This window comes from Aliiroseovarius sp. PTFE2010 (genome assembly GCF_049943335.1).
Lineage (GTDB): Bacteria > Pseudomonadota > Alphaproteobacteria > Rhodobacterales > Rhodobacteraceae > JBNFVY01.
Window position 1 is genome coordinate 19,195 of the sequence record NZ_JBNFVY010000007.1, and the last position, 17,043, is coordinate 36,237.

General features: G+C 54.8%; 15 protein-coding genes, 1 tRNA gene and 1 pseudogene. 5 read left to right on the forward strand and 12 right to left on the reverse strand.

Annotated elements, in window-relative coordinates; genetic code table 11:
• Positions 1-169 precede the first annotated feature (169 nt).
• From ACP2AV_RS11040 to ACP2AV_RS11080, 9 genes are all read right to left on the reverse strand, one after another.
• Positions 170-1,132, reverse strand: coding sequence for an AAA family ATPase (locus tag ACP2AV_RS11040; protein WP_426372775.1), 963 nt, complete (start codon positions 1,130-1,132; stop codon positions 170-172).
• A 14-nt stretch (positions 1,133-1,146) separates the two neighbouring features.
• Positions 1,147-2,130, reverse strand: a complete 984-nt coding sequence (locus tag ACP2AV_RS11045; RefSeq protein ID WP_426372776.1) for a DNA-primase RepB domain-containing protein — start codon at positions 2,128-2,130, stop codon at positions 1,147-1,149.
• Positions 2,131-2,245: 115 nt separating this feature from the next.
• Positions 2,246-2,443: a hypothetical protein gene (locus ACP2AV_RS11050; protein ID WP_426372777.1), complete on the reverse strand. Its 198-nt coding sequence runs from the start codon at positions 2,441-2,443 to the stop codon at positions 2,246-2,248.
• Between the two features lie 2 nt (positions 2,444-2,445).
• Positions 2,446-2,673, reverse strand: coding sequence for a helix-turn-helix transcriptional regulator (locus ACP2AV_RS11055; protein WP_426372778.1), 228 nt, complete (start codon positions 2,671-2,673; stop codon positions 2,446-2,448).
• Between the two features lie 101 nt (positions 2,674-2,774).
• The gene (locus ACP2AV_RS11060) at positions 2,775-3,356 is read right to left on the reverse strand and encodes a hypothetical protein (protein ID WP_426372779.1); all 582 of its coding nucleotides are present in this window, start codon (positions 3,354-3,356) and stop codon (positions 2,775-2,777) included.
• 17 nt (positions 3,357-3,373) lie between these two features.
• Positions 3,374-4,561: a tyrosine-type recombinase/integrase gene (locus ACP2AV_RS11065; protein ID WP_426372780.1), complete on the reverse strand. Its 1,188-nt coding sequence runs from the start codon at positions 4,559-4,561 to the stop codon at positions 3,374-3,376.
• Positions 4,562-4,677: 116 nt separating this feature from the next.
• The gene (locus ACP2AV_RS11070) at positions 4,678-6,432 is read right to left on the reverse strand and encodes a hypothetical protein (protein ID WP_426372781.1); all 1,755 of its coding nucleotides are present in this window, start codon (positions 6,430-6,432) and stop codon (positions 4,678-4,680) included.
• A gap of 144 nt (positions 6,433-6,576) precedes the next feature.
• Entirely contained in the window at positions 6,577-9,426 is a 2,850-nt protein-coding gene (locus tag ACP2AV_RS11075) for a UvrD-helicase domain-containing protein (protein ID WP_426372871.1), read from the reverse strand.
• Between the two features lie 424 nt (positions 9,427-9,850).
• On the reverse strand, positions 9,851-10,978 hold the full coding sequence (locus ACP2AV_RS11080) for a tyrosine-type recombinase/integrase (protein ID WP_426372782.1): 1,128 nt from the start codon (positions 10,976-10,978) through the stop codon (positions 9,851-9,853).
• Between the two features lie 323 nt (positions 10,979-11,301).
• Between ACP2AV_RS11080 and ACP2AV_RS11085 the strand changes: the two are divergent.
• Positions 11,302-12,120 (forward strand): annotated as a pseudogene (locus ACP2AV_RS11085) (recombinase family protein); the annotation flags it as partial.
• Positions 12,121-12,156: 36 nt separating this feature from the next.
• On the opposite strand, the gene ACP2AV_RS11090 reads toward ACP2AV_RS11085, so the two are convergent.
• Together ACP2AV_RS11090 and ACP2AV_RS11095 are read right to left on the reverse strand one after the other, a co-directional pair.
• A complete protein-coding gene (locus ACP2AV_RS11090) occupies positions 12,157-12,447 on the reverse strand; it encodes a hypothetical protein (protein WP_426372783.1) in 291 nt (96 codons plus the stop codon).
• A 184-nt stretch (positions 12,448-12,631) separates the two neighbouring features.
• Positions 12,632-12,715 (reverse strand) — tRNA-Tyr (locus ACP2AV_RS11095).
• Positions 12,716-12,827: 112 nt separating this feature from the next.
• Here ACP2AV_RS11095 and rlmB point away from each other — a divergent pair.
• From rlmB to ACP2AV_RS11115, 4 genes are all read left to right on the forward strand, one after another.
• Positions 12,828-13,613 (forward strand): 23S rRNA (guanosine(2251)-2'-O)-methyltransferase RlmB, encoded by a 786-nt coding sequence (gene rlmB, locus ACP2AV_RS11100; RefSeq protein ID WP_426372784.1) that lies wholly within the window; start codon positions 12,828-12,830, stop codon positions 13,611-13,613.
• Positions 13,614-13,719: 106 nt separating this feature from the next.
• A complete protein-coding gene (locus tag ACP2AV_RS11105) occupies positions 13,720-14,163 on the forward strand; it encodes a YHS domain-containing (seleno)protein (RefSeq protein WP_426372785.1) in 444 nt (147 codons plus the stop codon).
• Positions 14,164-14,386: 223 nt separating this feature from the next.
• On the forward strand, positions 14,387-14,827 hold the full coding sequence (locus tag ACP2AV_RS11110; protein WP_426372786.1) for a CoA-binding protein: 441 nt from the start codon (positions 14,387-14,389) through the stop codon (positions 14,825-14,827).
• Between the two features lie 422 nt (positions 14,828-15,249).
• The gene (locus ACP2AV_RS11115; RefSeq protein ID WP_426372787.1) at positions 15,250-16,635 is read left to right on the forward strand and encodes an MATE family efflux transporter; all 1,386 of its coding nucleotides are present in this window, start codon (positions 15,250-15,252) and stop codon (positions 16,633-16,635) included.
• Here the strand turns inward: ACP2AV_RS11115 and ACP2AV_RS11120 are convergent.
• Positions 16,624-17,043 carry a hypothetical protein gene (locus tag ACP2AV_RS11120; RefSeq protein ID WP_426372788.1) on the reverse strand — a complete coding sequence of 140 codons (420 nt, stop codon included), beginning with the start codon at positions 17,041-17,043 and terminating at the stop codon, positions 16,624-16,626. The two genes, ACP2AV_RS11115 and ACP2AV_RS11120, sit on opposite strands and share 12 nt — an antisense overlap.

Sequence of the window (17,043 nt, forward strand, 5' to 3'; positions counted from 1 at the left end):
GTTTTTTTTCGACGTGCGCTCTGTGGACAGACAACGGGTCATATCGACTACCGAGATTTTGCCCCCCTAGCCGATTGGCGTTTTCGCTGAAGGTCGATCACTTCGATCACATCATCACATTCGAGTCGCCAAAGTGATTTCGTGATCAAAGTGATCGCACTTGCTCAGTTCACGGCGATTCGTACTTGCCGCGTGTTTGCTTCTTCACCTCCCCATCTTTCGCCATGCTTGTGAGCAATTGGCGCACGCTGTCTTGAGGCCTGTCTAACGCTTCTGAGATTTCTTTAGGCCCCATAGGCCTTTCTGCGCTTTTGAGCACATCGATGATCGCTCGTCGTTGGCTCGATATCTTCACGGCATCGCTGTCGCCAAGAATTCGCCAGTATCCATCGTTGAGTTCCACGGTGATGTCGATGTCATCCATTTCTCGCCCACGTCCATAGAGGGTTACTCCATGGCTTTTGCGGTCAAGGATCAGGATGTTATCGACGCCCCCTGATAATCCTGTGGTTCCCGACACCGTGTCCAACGGGTCTTCACTACCCATTTTTCTCTGGTGATGAACGATGATTATTGCAATCCCGTACTCGCCTGCGAGCCTTTGAAGGGGCGCTAGAGTGGCATAGTCGGCCTCATACTCGGTTCTCCTCTTTGAAGCCGACCTGACACACACCAATGTATCGATGATGATCAAGCTAGGGCGGTGTTCCTGAAACCAGTCTTCAAGCTGTTCGCTTCCCCCATCGTCCAGCTTTTTCATCTGGGTCGTGAAATGAAAGTTCTTCGGCCATGTGGCTTGGTCGCCATAGACATGCGCCATTCGTCGTCGCAAGCGCCTCGGATTGTCCTCAAGCGCGCAATACAGCGTCGTGCCTTTCTTGCACGCCCTGTCGCCTAGTGCGTCGCAGCCGATGGCCACAGACATCGCTATATCCAGCGCCATCCATGACTTGCCCATTTTGGGCTTGCCAGCCAGTAACGTTAGACCCTCGGTGATTAACCCCTCAACTAAGAATTCAAGGGGTGGAAACTCCATCGCTTGCAGGTCATTGGCCGAAAAAGTTGTCAGCCCGTCTGACGATGAGGATCGGTTGGACGTCTTCTTGGGAAACCGGGCAACACGCGATTTCATGGAAATCTTCCTACTCATTTGGAGACCTCCTGCTTCGAGACCACGCGGGCGATTTCTTCGTTGAGCTTGCCGAGGTCATGCCCGTGCTTTTCGACGAAATACGGGTTCGGCCAAATTACGCTGGCGATCTCGTCATGACAGGCGCCTGCCTCGTGTAGCGCAGCGATCATGTGGAAAATCTGCGCAGAGCGGTTTGGCTCATATGCCTTTCGGTTGCCCATTAAGGTGCGCGCCTTCGGATGCAGGTCCTTGCGATACTTCCTGATAACCTCCGCTCTATCGAATTTGGTCGGATCGACATCTACCTCGGACAGAGGACCCGTCAGCTTCTTTCGATCTCGCTTCAAGTCGAGCGGACGCGCGCGGATTTTCGTCCAGTTACATGCAACCGTGTGGACGTAGGGTTCGTCGTACTGGGGCTTGTGGTTGACCGATCCCATGAGGCGCAGCATCTTCGTGATCGTCCAGCCGTTCCTGTCGCCACCGTGCCGATATGCGAGAGCCTTGGAGAAACCCTCGGCCTCGTCCGGTTCGTGGTACGTGTCCCATGACCAAAGCGCCTGATACCGATCCTGCGAAGTCTCCCAGACCAAGCTTGGCCACGGGTCATAGGCGTCTGGTTCACTCTCGTCGATATCGCACCACCCGAAACGTGTCGGCAGGGCGTACCGTCGCTTTCGACGTGGTTTGGAGAAGGCATTTGGACAGAAATACTGGTCGTAGTCCCAACGATTGAACTGGGTCAAAAGGTCGAAAAGCTCTGTCGAAAACGCGCCGTTCTTGATCTTGATGGGCTTCTCGATCCACTTGCCGTCCGACACCCTCTTGAAGCCCAAGAAGGTATAGATCGTACCTTTCGGCACTTCCCAGAAATCCCAAACATCCATGAAAAACTGATATTGGCTGCGGGTGACATCTGCGTCGTCGTCAAGGTCCTTAAAGATCCGAGCCGTGTTCTTGGGGTGCCGATTGGGCACGTAGGTTTCTTTCTTCGTCATGTGAATGTCCTTCCTGCAAGCAAGACTTCACTGTTCGCGCGATTGGCGCGGCAGTCTCACTTGCAAAATTGTTGAGGGTGATGGGGCGACTAGCGCCCCATCTCAGTTTTCTGAGTTAATCGAGCTTTGGGGGGAGCCGATCAATATTGATCCGATGCCATTCCAGCACCTGCTCCATCAACCAGACACGTTTCATGATCTGTTTCGGGAACCGGCCTTGTTCTTCCATTTTGACTAGGTCTTCGTAATCATAATGGATGTCGAGATTCTGTAGGCCGTAATAGGTGATTCCAATCAAAAGATTCTTGGTCATAGTCAGCTCGCATCCGCATAGTGCCATGTGTCACGTTCAACGGCGCGCTCAGCGAGCCACTGTTCGATCTCTTTCAGCAGCCACGCGACACTAGTGCCAGCGAGGCGCACACGGCGTGGAAACCGCCCACGGGCCTCCCAGCGCAAAAGCGTACTATTGCTTACGATGATGCCAAGACGCTTTAGATCAGCGCGTGTTGCGAGGGCCTTTTGCCCTTTCGAGATATCCATTGTCTTTTTCCTTCTGCATTGTTGCGTTTGCGAAGGAGCGCTCCGACAAGACAGAAGATGGATCAGGTTGGATCACAATGCGAGCGAAGGTCCTGAATGTCTCAACTCAATGTGCGCTGGTTCTTTCTTTGATCGCGGATAATATCTTGAATTTGAACGTTAAGTTGATCATCTTCACCAGTAATTTCAAAATAAACTCTACGTACGTAGGCAGGCAATATTCCTACCATTTCACCTATCTCGGAGTCCCAGTTGCCGCGAGAAAGGGGGATTTCCGGGAAGTGTTGGTGGAGGTCAGCCAATGCGTCAAAAACGATGGTAAACTTGATTTCGGAATTGTGCGAAATGTCTTGCCCTATCTCGACCTGCATAGTGGCTATGAGGCCGTCCGCCCGCTGCTTCAGGTCGCCTATCGCTTGCCGGATGCCATCGATGGATTCTGCCGGAAAAATGGAATTGATTTCCCAATGTTCGAAATTTGGGAGGCTTTGATCAAGGAATGCAGCTTCCAGCTTTTCGCAGGGAGAAACCACATTGCGTGTCAGCCACTCGACACGTTTGGTCAGCGACTTGTCGAAGGGCGCAATTTCAAACGAACTTGGCATGGCCTCGATCTTAGCGCGCATTGTTCTGCCGCGCTGGCTGATCGTGTCCCAGAAAGCCGGGAACCGCGGATCATCCATAGACCTCAGAATAGAAGCTATATCGGTTCGACACTTGTCGCCGAAGATTTCAGGTTCATTTTCTCCAGTTCGTTTGCCCACAATTCCAGCGCCTCACGCTTCTCGTTGAAATACGTGTAACGATTGTAGGTTGCGCCGACGCCCGAGACGACTCCTGATTTATGGTTGGTCACGGCATCAATCACATGAGGTGCCACACCGATCTTCGCCATACCTGTGGAGGCCGTGCGCCGAAAGTCGTGAAAGCGCCAGTCGGGCGTTCCGTCTGGCAGGGCCGTATCGACGCGTTCTTTCAGTCGCCCGAAACCCGAGATGGGCGAGCGCCCAGTCGTCGTAAACACGAAGTCGCTGTCGAGGAACCTGTGCAGCGAACGCAGGATGTCCACAGCTTGATCTGGCAACGGCACGATATGCAGGCGAGCGTTTTTCACGCGGTTTGCCGGGAGTTCCCAGACGCCCTCTTCAAGGTTGAGTTCTGACCAGCGCATTCCGGCGACCTCGCTCCTGCGCTGCCCCGTGATCAGCAGGAGCTTGAGGAAGGGCCCGAATGGGTAGTCCTCGGCATCGCTGTGCTGCCATATCGTGCGAATTTCAGCATCGCTCAGAACGCGATCACGCTGTACCTCGCGCGTAGGCGGCCTGAGGAGAGCCACAGGCGACGTTTCGATATCGCCGCGCATCACACACCAGTTCATGAGTTTTTTGATCGCTGACAGCGCCCGATTTGCGCGTGTAGGCGTGCCATTGGCGATGATACCGTCCAGCACCTTGCTCACGTCCTGCCGTTTGATCTGGTCGATAGGCCGATCCTTCAATCCATCGAACTTGTGCAAAACGCTTTCGGTGCGCTTCCAGTCTTTCGTGTTTGGCTTTGCATGAAGCTTGATGAACTTGGGGATCATCTCGCCCAGCGTCGAGACCGATGCTTCTGAAACCATAGGGGCCTTTTCGAACTCGCCCAGCTCGACATCACGGGCGATTCCCATTGCGCGGCGTCTGGCGTCGGCAAGGGAGACCACAGGATAAGGACCGATTTTGATGCGCCTTCGCGCACCGTTCGGACGGACCATCGTGTAGAACACCTTGGCACCTGTGGTCGACACACGCACATGTAGGCCGTTTACTTTCTGGTCGCGTACCTCGTACCGCTTTGCAGTCGCCGGAGCCAGCGCGTCGAGTGATTTGGTTGTCAGCATCTGTTTCATGCAGACACTGTAAGACACCCAGAATCCGCGTGTCAGGGTATGGTTTGGGGCAACATCGTTGAGAAGGAAGCGTCCTGAGTGAAACTGAAAAGAAATGGACAGGCTACTGATTCAACCTAAAGTGTGGCGCTGGCGGAGTTTTCGGCCCTGTTCAATGCCGGCACCAACCACTCTGGTCGTTCGCCATCGTATACCTCGTCTACAAACCATAGAAAGGTACACATATCCTTCGGTCTAAGTGCGAGGACGAAATTTACAAATTGCTCTCTTTTTGCAAGGTGATCGCTAGCATCGATGGTTTGAAACCGTATTATTTCAGGGAAGTACTCAAGTGGAAAACCGGCCTTCTTTCGTTCGATTTCTTTCCAGTGAACACTGAGTATTGCACTCAGCATTGAGTCCCAAACGTGCATCGGCATACTGCGTGACGTCATCATCTCAACGTGATGAAGATTGTCGTACATCAAAAGCCCATCTTCGCCACCAAATGTTGCCGACAAATGATCCCAATAAGCATCTTTATCTACGCTCGAAAGATATTCTAAATAGTCCCCGATGTAGTCTTCTTGATGTCGCCGCCAGTTCACGATTATTTGCAAGTCAGATGAGCTTACGAGACTAAGGACTTCGCGCGCCATATCAGCAGATAATCCCTTTAAGAAATAGTGCCGTTCTTCTGTCCAGTGGAACGACATAAATTCGAAATATGCATCTCTCGCCTCCTGACTAGCATTTGAAACTTTCGAAAAATGATCAATTGAAACATCTTGGGCTGCGGGTCTGTGCATGCCTTCTAATCTCGCAAAGGTTTGTACCAAAACGTTCTTCGGCGGAGATTGAAGAACCTTATGGCCAGCGGACCAAAACTGAACGAGAGAATTAACGCCCAAGGCGGCTGCTTGCAAAATTGCTGTTTCTACGGAGAACGCTGCAACGGTGCCCGATATGGCACCAATACTCGCCTCCCCGACACCAGAAGCATAACTAAGTACTTTGGCATTTCGTCGCTCAAGTAGTGACATCAGGTTCGCGATGTTCGCCTCACGTTCGCTTGCCTTTTGTTGCTCAGATAGCCCCTCAACCGGCATAGCCAACTGACCTCGTAGCGCTCTTTTGAAGTCGCCTTTATCTTGCAAGCTATCATAAAAATCTGTCGGCTTGACTTCCCGCAGGTATTTCATCCCCTCAAACTCAAGAAGTGCTGAAACGGACTTTTGAAAGTCTTGGTTGGACTTGGAGTAAAACTCTTTGGCTCCATCGGTATTTCGTAATTCAGGTGAGGGATCAGGGGTCGCAGCCAAGGTGTAGGGATGCAGTTGCATGCCTTCAATAATTGCCACCAGAGCTGTAAGAAAACCAACGTCCGAAGTTGACAAACTGTTTTTTTTGAGTTCGGTGAGAAGGTCTCTCGCCAATTCACTCCACATCGTAGGATGGGGCAGCACTACAACGGCCCCATCTTCCACAAGTGGTTTCAAAGTTAGAAGATTACCTGCGAGTTCGGCAATCCGATCTGATGCACTCTGGGTCGTAACGCCAGATCTGAGGGTCTTGCTGGCAAGAATGTCCCATAAGACAACTCGATCTCCGCAAAGAAGCCCCAACTTGACGAAGTCAGAAAAGTTTCCAGTTAGCCCAAAGCCTACACTTACAATTTCGTTTCTTGAACATCGCCTTTCATACTCTATGGCTTCCTGAGCTGTCGAACTGTGAAGCAGGGCCATCAATTCTTTCGCCAGAGCTTCGACCGTTGTTTCGTCGATTGCTTCAATGGAAACGATTGGGTCTCCATTGGAAGCCCAATTAACCTGTAGCACTTTTTCAAGAACTGACAGGTACTTCAGCGAAAATTCTTTACTTCTATCGTTCATAAGACTTCCCAATTTAGTAGACACTTTTTGACGGGCCCAGCTTCTCGTACCACGCATACTGAATGCTGCACTGATTTTTGTTTCGAAAAGAATCTGTGCTTCAAAAAAAGCGCTTCCATAACTGCTGATCTAGCGGGCCGCATGTTAATGAACTTTAACCCCTGACTTTGCGATCTTCGCCTTGCCCTTACAGCGCGGGAAACTGACACATCCCAGAAACGGACCATATCGCCCCTTTCGCTCGACTAGCCACCCATCTTCACAACTGGGGCAGCTCTGGTATTCGGTACCGCAAGAGCAATTGCTTAGACCGGTTCGTTTGTTCCGAACTGGCAGACCAACGCCGCAGGAAGCACATGCATTCAATGAATGCCCGCAGAGGGTGGCATGTTCGCACCTGTACCATATCCGGCCATATTTGGTCGGGACAGGAACCAGATGCCCACCACATTCGCCGCAGGTATGGTTGAATTCTACTTGGTCGTCAGCGCCTATGGTCCCGTACTCAGGATCATCCAACAACTCGGTAACGAAGGCTGATTGTTTTGAAGCTGAACCCATAAGAGTCACCGATTTTCGGGCGCGTGTCAGCGCGACGTACATAACCCGGCGTTCTTCGGCATTCTCAAAAGGCTCGGCCTCCGGCGAAACAAGGCTCAGGAGTAGGTCATCAACAATTTCTGATGGAAAGCCCGTACGGCCACGAAACATATTCAGGATCACCACATGGTCGGCCTCAAGCCCTTTGGATGCATGGATGGTGCGAAACGAGATGTCCAAATCAGAGAACTTGCGACGCAGTTGCGCGAGATTGGATGGGGCTAGGTGTCGATAACGACCAAGCAACAAAACCGAGACTGGCTGCTCTCGTTGAGCCGTCCCTTGTAACGAGTGAAGCACTTGCTCCAGCTTGCTTTTCTCATCAGCTTTGATTGTTGAGACAACTTTCAACGCAGGCATATCTGACGTGCCAGCTGGTATCACTGTCTTGTTTAACTGGGCCGGGTTCTGCAGCACAAATCTTTTTGCAGCATGCGCGATCTGATCGACTGAGCGGAAAGTTCTTCCCAGATCCACAGTGCGATGAACACCAGATTGCCCATCAAACACGCCCCCAAACTCATCGCCGAAATTTCGCATGAGGTTAATGTCGGACCCGGCAAATCGGTAGATCGACTGCCAGTCATCACCAACTGCGAAAACGCGTGCATCACTGTGTTGGGCCTTTAGAGCTTTGACCAAGCGTCCTCGGCTACGGGATATGTCCTGAAACTCATCTACCAAGATGTGCTTGAACGGGCTGGCGTACTCTCCTGTCTCGGCATACTTGGTTGCCCGAAGGATCATATCTTCAAAGTCGATCCGTCCATTTAATTGTTTTTGGTACTCCAAATAGACAGGCTCAAAGACTGACAGGAATGCCTTGGCACGTTTGCCAAGCTTCAAGGTGCGTCCTTTCTCGGCGCATTCGTCGAGTTGGTATCCACCCCCTTTGTAATGCTTCAAGAAGGTTCCAAGCAGCTGCACAAAACTGTCGGCTTGGTTCAGCTCCACTACCCTGTCAAAGAGCGTTTCTGGTGACCTTGGATTGACAGTTTCGTAGGGCACAATTTTTTCAGCGAGCGATTGCAGCAGCAAACCGTCTTCTCGCTCATAACTGAACGTCTCAATCAACGTCGTTTCGTGTTCGGAGTGGACACCTCGCTTCCAGTCCATGCCAGCGAGATATTCTTCGCAATCTACGAACGGCGCAGTTGACAGCCGATAGGTGCCGTCTGCCGATTTCGTACGTCGAACACCAAAGTGCTCAATGTAAACGCCGCTTTTTGTTAAGCGAAAATCTGGACAGTAGTCACGGAAGCCACCTTCGGAAACCTTATGTTCGTAGTCGGGTTCGTACTCGTATTCGATACCGTTCTCATACAGCCAATTGGCAATCATCAACTCTTCAAAGCTTTTGACCTGCTCTCCTTGAAGGGTGCGAAGATCGAGCTTTTCAATGTAAGTGTAGTAGCTGTGCTTTTTCTTAAAATCCCACTCGCTTTTTTCTTCAAGACGTGTGTGGGAGAACCAGCCCACGATGGACTTTGACACTTCTGACGCCGTTCGGACCAAGGCCCTCAAGATGTCTCGGATTAAGGCTAGGTACGCCTTGTCATCAGTGGCATGGGCAGCCAGAGCTGGCTTGCTTCCTTCAACGGCCCCTATGATGTCATAGGCCAATGAATGGAATGTACGAGCTTCCAAAGGCTCCCCACATTTAGCCTCGATCCGTTCACTCATCTCTTTGGCAACGTCTCTGGCAAACGCCAGCAACAGCACTTCTTCTGGTTTCCTAGCACCAGACTTTAGTAGGTAGCCTGCTTTGGCAGTAATGACGCTGGTTTTCCCTGAACCAGCGCCAGCCAAGACCAGAGTAGCATCTTCATCAGAAACGATTGATTGCCGTTGCTCTGGTGTCAGTGGGTTGCTTTCAAAAGTTTCGAAGAAATCTGTCCACTCGGCGAGCTGACTTTCCTCAAAGGCTGAAATTGCTTGCTGACGTATTTGCCGCGCGTTTCGTACAAATCCCTGTATTTTATCGATTTGATCCCGATGTGCATCCTCTAGAGCCTCGTGTGGTAGCTTGGAAAGAAGACGCTGATCGAGACCATTAGCGCGCTCCAGTATTGGAGACACCACGCATGCTGCCGGGTAGGACGCTGGGTTAGAAAGCTCTCCGATTTCCATCACCAATGCATCAATGAGTGCACGACTTTGTTCAAGGTCGGCCTGAATGGTCGCTTCCCAGTCCGCACGAATGGCGTTTGAGAAATTGACCGCGTCTTCGGGTCGAGCGCCCTTGAGCAAGTGTACTTGTTGGTCATCCAATCGGAGCGTTAGAGACGCACCCCAAAACCCATTCTCAACTGTTGGAGCTGACGCTAGTTCTCTCAGCGTGCCGGAGACCAAAGGCTTGGCCTGCACGACAATCTCGCTCCCATCGTACTCCATGTACTTGGCATGTTTTCCAAAGGGATTGAGGAAAAACCCCACCAGCGGTTTTTGTTGTAGGCGGCTCAATATGCGGGAACTTTCAAATCGATAGGATAGGCAAACTTGGGCCTAGGATATCGGCCATTTCACTTGCTAGAAACCCGAAATGGGGAAGCTAAAAATGCTTTTTGGAGCGTAATGGCCAGTAAGTGTGGCCGTTGGGTGCCTGTTGGGTGCCGATAGTGGTGAGCTTGGATGAAACGGACTGGTTTGCTCTGCGATTGATTGGAGACCACACGGTATTGAAGCAAAACACTTTTTGCGTCGGTTCGAAGCTAAATGCGAGAGTTTGAATGGCTACCTAGGAAAATTGAAAATCCTCGTGTCGGTGGTTCGATTCCGCCCCCGGGCACCATCATTTTAAATACTGATTTGATATCAGTTATTTAGATTGCGCTTTTGTCCCACTCGAAACAACCCCATCTAAAAGTGGGACACTTTTGTCCGGTGTTTGTTCCGCAGACATGCGGCGTAGCGCACTCTCTGCCCTTGTCTTTTGACTGGCGGCACGTGTGTAGCGGGTCACTTCCTTACTGGTCCAGTGGCCCGTAATCGACATGATTTCCTGTTCTGTGCATCCCAGTTCGGCCAGGCGCGCGGCCGCAGCTTTGCGTAGGCCATGAACAGAACAGTTTGAAAGCCCAGCTTCGTCACACCACTTGCGGAAACGATTGCCAAAGCCATTTGACGTAAACGGTCGATTGAAGGCCGTGACTAGGAAAGTCAGGTCCCCAGTTGGAGTTTGGTCAATGATTGTCTGTAATTCCTGTATGATTGGAATTTCCAAGCGGACAGGACTACGGTTTCGCCCCTTGTGCTGGGTGAAGATCAACCAACCGTCTCGGACATGCTGTTTCCCAAAGACGACTAAATCAGCGCGTCTTTGGCCGGTGTAGAGAGCCAGGGCAAGGGCAAGCCGTGCTGGTGTCCCTATGGCGTGGGTGTCCTCAAATTTTTCAATCTCTGCCAGGCTCCAGGAATGGAACCCATCTGCATTGCCTTTTAGGTATTCCACCTTGTCGGCAGGGTTGTCGTCGTGGTGATCATAGCGGAGGGCAAAACGGTAGAGTTGCCGCAGAGCCTTAACCATGCTGTTCGCGGCCTCCGGGCGATCTGCCATTTCGTCGCGGCGGACGCGGATATGGCGGTGAAGCAAAAGGGCAAACGGTTTGTCATCATCACCTTTGTTCTGGCAAAAACGTTCTAGGATCGCGCGGCGGACTTTTTGGGTCCGTGGGTCCAATTCCTGGAACATAGCGCTTTTGAAATATTGAACGCAAAGCCACCTGATGCTGCGCGGGACAACACGGCCAGTTTGTTCAGGCTTGTTTGTCAGTGGTTTTGGTTCGGCAGCGGCGGCGCGATAATCGAGTAAGAACTCGGGCGATCCTGCTGGCCCTCTGAGGCGGGTTTTCCGCCCGTTGCGGCGATAGTATAGCCGCACGTTGCCATGCCTGTCGGTGTCCTCAACAACATACTTTAACCGAAACTTCATAGCACCCTCGAACATCTATTCGTCCCAGGGATTGTGGTCTGAATCATCGCCACCGGGCAAGGCCTCAAAGAATTTGTCGATTAATCGCAAGTCCCAAACGCGCCGTCCGTCTATTTTCTTGGGCTTTGGCATACGTCCATCCGTGACCAACCCGTCGAATTTTGACGTTCCGATCCCAATGTATTCAGCCGCTTCAACGCGGGAAAGCCCCCGACGTGTCGGTAAAGGGACGGCATGTATGTCATGGGACGGCATAGCTTGCATCACAGTATCTCCGGCTCGTTATTAGGTGTCTGTGATCCCCGCCCGCTGGCGGTGACTTCATCAAGCGGCCTGGCATGGTCGCGTTGCTCAGCTACCTCGATGCGCAGCCGGATAAGAGTTACGTGGTCATTTTCGACGATCTCAAGCGCTTCGCGCGGGATACGGAGTTTCACATCAAGCTCCGGCGCGAATTCCAGCAACGCGGCGCGCGGATCGAGTGCCTGAACTTCAAGCTGGACGACTCGCCAGAAGGCAAGTTCGTCGAGACGAACTTCGCTGCACAAGGCGAGCTGGAACGGGAACAAAACCACCGTCAGGTGATCCAGAAGATGAAAGCACGGATCGAGAAAGGCTATTACGTCTTTCATCCGCCTGTCGGCTATCGCTACGACAAGGACCGCACGCACGGCAAACTGCTGGTGCGTGACGAACCTGTCGCCTCGATCATTGCCGAGGCGCTGGAAGGCTATGCCAGCGGGCGTTTCGGCTCGCAGGTCGAAGTGAAGCGGTTCCTGGAATCCAAACCCGACTTCCCCAAGAGCGGCGCAAGCGGCTACGTCCATCCGAGCAAGGTCAAGGACATGCTTCAGCGCGCCGTCTATGCGGGTTACGTCGAAGCGCCGGATTGGGGTGTATCCCTGCGAAAGGGGCATCACGAGCCGTTGATCTCGTTCGCTACCTATGAGCGGATTCAAGGGGTGCTGAGCGGCAACGTCTACGCCCCCGCACGCAAGGACATCAACGAAGACTTCCCTTTGCGGGGATTTGTGCTGTGTGATGACTGCGGTCAGCCGATGACCTCATGCTGGTCCAAAGGCCGCAAGAAACACTACGCCTACTATCTCTGCGACACGCCGGACTGCGTGTCCAAGCGCAAGTCAATCCCGCGTGACGATGTGGAAGACGGCGCAGAGGCGATCCTGCGTGCTCTAGAGCCCGCTCAGCAGCTCTTTGGGCTGTTCAGAGCCATGTTCCTCGACGTTTGGGAAATGCGCCTCACAGAGGCTCGTAGCGCGAAACAGACGTTGGAGCGTCAGATCAAGGATATTGAGACCCAGACCGAAGCGCTGCTCGACCGGATCGTTGAGGCGGCAAGCCCTTCCGTGATTCAGGCTTACGAGGCACGGATCAAAAAACTGGAGCGACAGAAGATCAGACTGACCGAACAGGCGGCCCAGATCGTGCCGCCACGGGGACGCCTGGAGGAAGTTATCGAACACGCCATGACGTTTCTGGCAAACCTCTGGAATATATACGAAAAAGGCAGCCTGGCACTGAAGAGAACAGTGCTGAAACTGGCCTTTTCAGAGCCCCTGCGGTACAGCCGTGATGGAGGTTATCGAACCGCTAATATCACCTTTCCTTTCAAGGTGTTAGCGGATTTTTCAACACAAAAGTGCGAAATGGTGGGCGACCTTGGAATCGAACCAAGCGTGAGTCGCCTCGAGGGAGTTACAGTCCCCTGCCACACCTTGCGGCCTGTCGCCCACTGAGGGCGCTGATTACCGCCGGTGCATCGGCCCGTCAACCTGAAAATCCCTTGCAATTTGCCTGGTCCCCGGTGCAGGTCTGCGCAAGCACGGCCAGAGGGGCAAAGAAGATGAAAAAACCCAAATGGGTTGTCGAGAAGGAACGGTCCAAGCGGGCAGCGGCGCAGGCGACAGTTTGGCTGTTCGGCCTGCACGCGGTGCGTGACGCGTTGATGAACCCGGCGCGCGAAAAATTGCGTCTGGTGGTAACCAAGAACGCCCATGACAAGCTGGCCGACGCGATTGAAACCGCCGGAATCGAGCCGGAAATGGCCGATCCGCGCAAGTTTCCCGCGCCGCTTGATCCCGGTTCGGTTCACCAGGGGGCCGCGTTAGAGGTCAAGCCGCTGAACTGGGGAAAGTTGGCCGATGTCTGTATCGGGGGGACGGGTCTGCCGACAGTGGTCCTGCTGGATCAGGTGACGGATCCACATAACGTCGGCGCGGTGCTGCGTAGCGCCGAGGTCTTCGGTGCATTGGCCGTGATCGCGACCGCCCGCCATGCTGCGCCGGAAACAGGTGCGCTGGCCAAGACAGCCTCGGGCGCACTTGAGCGCCAGCCCTATCTACGGGTGCGCAACCTGGCCGAAGCAATGGAGGAATTGCGCGCCATGGGCTACGTCCTTCTGGGGCTGGCCGGCGAGGCGGACGATCCCCTGGAGACACGGTTGGATGCGGCCTCTGACCGCCCGGTGGCGCTGGTCCTTGGGGCCGAAGGGCCAGGATTGCGTCAGAAAACGCGCGAGATTTGCGACGCATTGGTCAAGATCCCGTTCGTTGGCGAGTTTGGGTCGTTGAATGTCTCGAACGCGGCGGCGGTGGCGCTCTATGCCGCGTCGCGCCGCACGGCAAGCTGACGTTACAGCCGTTCACGCCCGCCGCTGCGGCGTTCACGGTTTCGTATCGGCTCTTTTCAGGCGCAGGGCGGCGCGCCATCCTTGTCACTAGCCAAGGAGTCTCGCCATGATCAGCCGTCGCAGCTTTGTCCTCGCGCTTGCCGTTTTGCCGATTGCAGGGCAGGTGGTTGCCGATGGCGCCATATACACGACCGGGGGAATCGCCATCCGTGGGATGGACCCGGTGGCCTATTTTACACAGGGCAAGCCAGTGCAGGGTAACCCGGATCACGCGGTGATGTGGCGGGGGGCAACTTGGTATTTCAGCAGCGCCGAGAATGCTGAGCGATTCATGCGAATGCCCCGCAAGTACAGCCCGCAATATGGTGGCCACTGTGCATATGCCGCCAGCAAGGGCGCGCTGGCCCCGACCGACCCCAACGCCTTTACCATTCACGATGGAAAGCTGTATCTGAACTTTTCCAAGCAGATACGCGAGATCTGGGCGCAGGACATCCCAGGGAACGTAGAAAAAGCCGATGCAAATTGGCCCGGACTGATCGGCCGTTAACGCCCACTTCACGTTTTGCTTACATGCTCTTCTGTGTCTGAAGAACCTGCCTACATGGTATTGAGAGGCGCGAAACCGGAACTTTCGTGCTTCTGTTCACTGTCCCTCGTTCCGCACTGCGCCCGGGCCCCTCCCGGGCGCTTTTTTGTCGGCTTTGCCCGGGCCCTTCCTAGGCGTTTTTTCTCGGCTTTTCGGCGCGGAACTGCGGTGCTAACATGCCCTCATGAACCAGACTGACGAGCAATTGAAAACCATCCTGAACCGCACCGGCGTCGTGGCCGTGGTGGGTCTGTCACCGAATTCGGCGCGCCCGAGCTATGATGTAGGGCGCTACCTGGGACTGAACGGTATGCGGGTCATCCCGATCAACCCAGGCCACGCGGGAAAAGAGATTCTGGGCGAAAAGGTCTACGCCAGCTTGGCCGATATTCCCGCCGATATACAGGTTGATATGGTCGACATATTCCGCAAACCAGAGCACGTTCCGCCCATTGTCGACGAGGCGCTGGAAACCCTGCCTAACCTGACAACCATCTGGATGCAGCTAGGGGTGGTCCACGAAGCTGCGGCCGCCAAGGCACGCGCGGCGGGTGTGGATGTGGTGATGGATCGCTGCACCAAACAGGAACATCGCCGTCTGGTCGGCGACCAGCGCCCAGGCTGACGCCCTTTCGGGGTGGTTCGGCCGGATATTTGATATGCCGGTTTGCGGCGTGACACCCGAAAAACTCATCCGATTGCGACCCGGGGGCGCCAAGCAGGACCTTTTGGGTGCCCAACCGTTCCGTGAAAATGTCGGCCCCCGTGGAATGGGTGGGGTGGCGCCCACGTATCCAGCTTGCGGCCTTGAGAGCCAGCCCTGCGGCCAAATTGTTGGCCGCGCAGGTGTCGTGTTCGGCCCGTAGGTGCGCGCGGTCTTGCACATGTGCGTTCGGCTTCAATCTACGTTTTCGCATGTCGCAATTTCAGATGCGCAGACACAAGCCCACCCTGCTACCCCTACTCAACGATATTGCGCATTGTAGTGCCGCTGGAAACAGGGACATGATGCTTGATCGTTGTGGGCGTCGGGCGTAGGGCAGGGGCGTGAGAAATCCATCGACATATCGCCGACACGCGCACGCGTTGATTGTGCTGGCTCTGCCGTTGATCGGCAGCCATCTTGCGCAGTTTGCGATCCACATGGTCGATACGGTCATGCTGGGCTGGTACGGCGTCGAAGCGTTGGCTGCGGCGGTGCTGGCGAACGGTTTTTTCTTTATTTTCTTTATATTTGGCTGTGGGTTCGGCTTTGCGCTGATGCCGTTGGTCCCGGCGGCTATCGCGCGGGGCGAGGACGCCGAGGTGCGCCGCGTTACGCGTATGGCGCTGTGGTGGTCGTTTGCCTACGCGGTGCTGATGGTGCCGGTGATGTTGTCGGCCGAGCGCATTTTGCTGGTGTTGGGCCAAGAGCCGCGACTTGCCGAACTGGGCGGCGACTATCTGGGGGTGGCAGTCTGGGGCCTGATCCCGTCGCTGGGCGTCAACGTGTTGAAAACCTATCTTTCGGCGCTGGAGCGCGCAGGAATCGTTCTGTGGGCCACGCTGATGGCCGTGGTGCTGAACGCGGTGCTGAACTATGCGTTTATCTTCGGCAACCTTGGCGCGCCGGAATTGGGCATGCGGGGGGCGGCGCTGGCGTCGGTGCTGGTCGAACTGGCTACTTTTATCGTCGTTGGGATCGTAGCGGTGCGTCTGCGCCCCGAACATGCGCTCTTCGCACGGTTCTGGCGGGCCGATCCCGATGCGTTGCGGCAGGTGTTTGCTATCGGCGTGCCCATCGCTGTCACCACGGTAGCCGAGGTGGGGTTGTTCGTCTGTGTTGCTGTTCTGGTGGGTTGGATCGGCACGGTCGAGCTGGCCGCGCATGGGGCGGCGCTGCAGATTGCGTCGCTGATGTTCATGTTCCACTTGGGCCTGTCCAATGCGGCGACGATCCGCATGGGTCAGGCCCTGGGGCGCAGCGATGTGCGCGCTGTCTGGCAGGGCGCGATCGTAACCATGGTCATAGCGATGATGTTCGTTGTGGTAGCGATTGTATTGTTCCTGGGCCTGCCAGCCCCGCTGATTGGCCTGTTCCTGGATCCTGCGTCCCCCGCGCGCGACGAGGTGATTGCGGTTGGCGTGTCTCTGCTGGGCTTGGCAGCGCTTTTTCAGCTGGCCGACGCGGGCCAGGCGATGACCATCGGGTTGCTGCGCGGGCTGCAGGATACGCGCGTGCCGATGTGGATGGCACTGTTCAGCTATTGGGGCGTGGGAATGCCGACTGCTTGGGTGATGGGATTCCCGCTGGGTTGGGGCGTACAGGGGATCTGGGGCGGTCTGATCACCGGCCTGAGCTGCGCATGGATCCTGTTGGGGTGGCGGTTTTGGCGCGCGCGCAGCTGGATGGACAACATGGGGCAGGCGCCCCAAGCCCCATCAGTCGTCTGAGCCGGAGCGCGCTTTCATCAACCGGTCGGCCTTTTTGCGCACCAACACCGAACGCAGATCGTGCATGGCCAGCAGCAGATCGTCAGTGACCTGTTCCAATTGTTCGTCTTCGGCCCTGGTCTGCGCCCAGTGGGCCGTCAGGTTCAGGTAATCGATCGCGCGGTGAATGTCGTCGACGTCGCGTTTGGCCAAGACAGCCTTGCGTTCGGCCACCCATTTGTCGATCACGGCCATGTCGTCGGGTGTCAGCTGGTACTGTCCGTGGGGTTTGATCTGGCCGTTGTTGATGTTGATGACGGCGATCTGGTCCATATCGATCCGGCGTTGCCGGTTCTCGGTGTCCAGGCGAAACACGAAGGCGCCGTTTTCGCGGACCCGGAAGTAGTAGTCGGGAAGGTCGCCTGACAT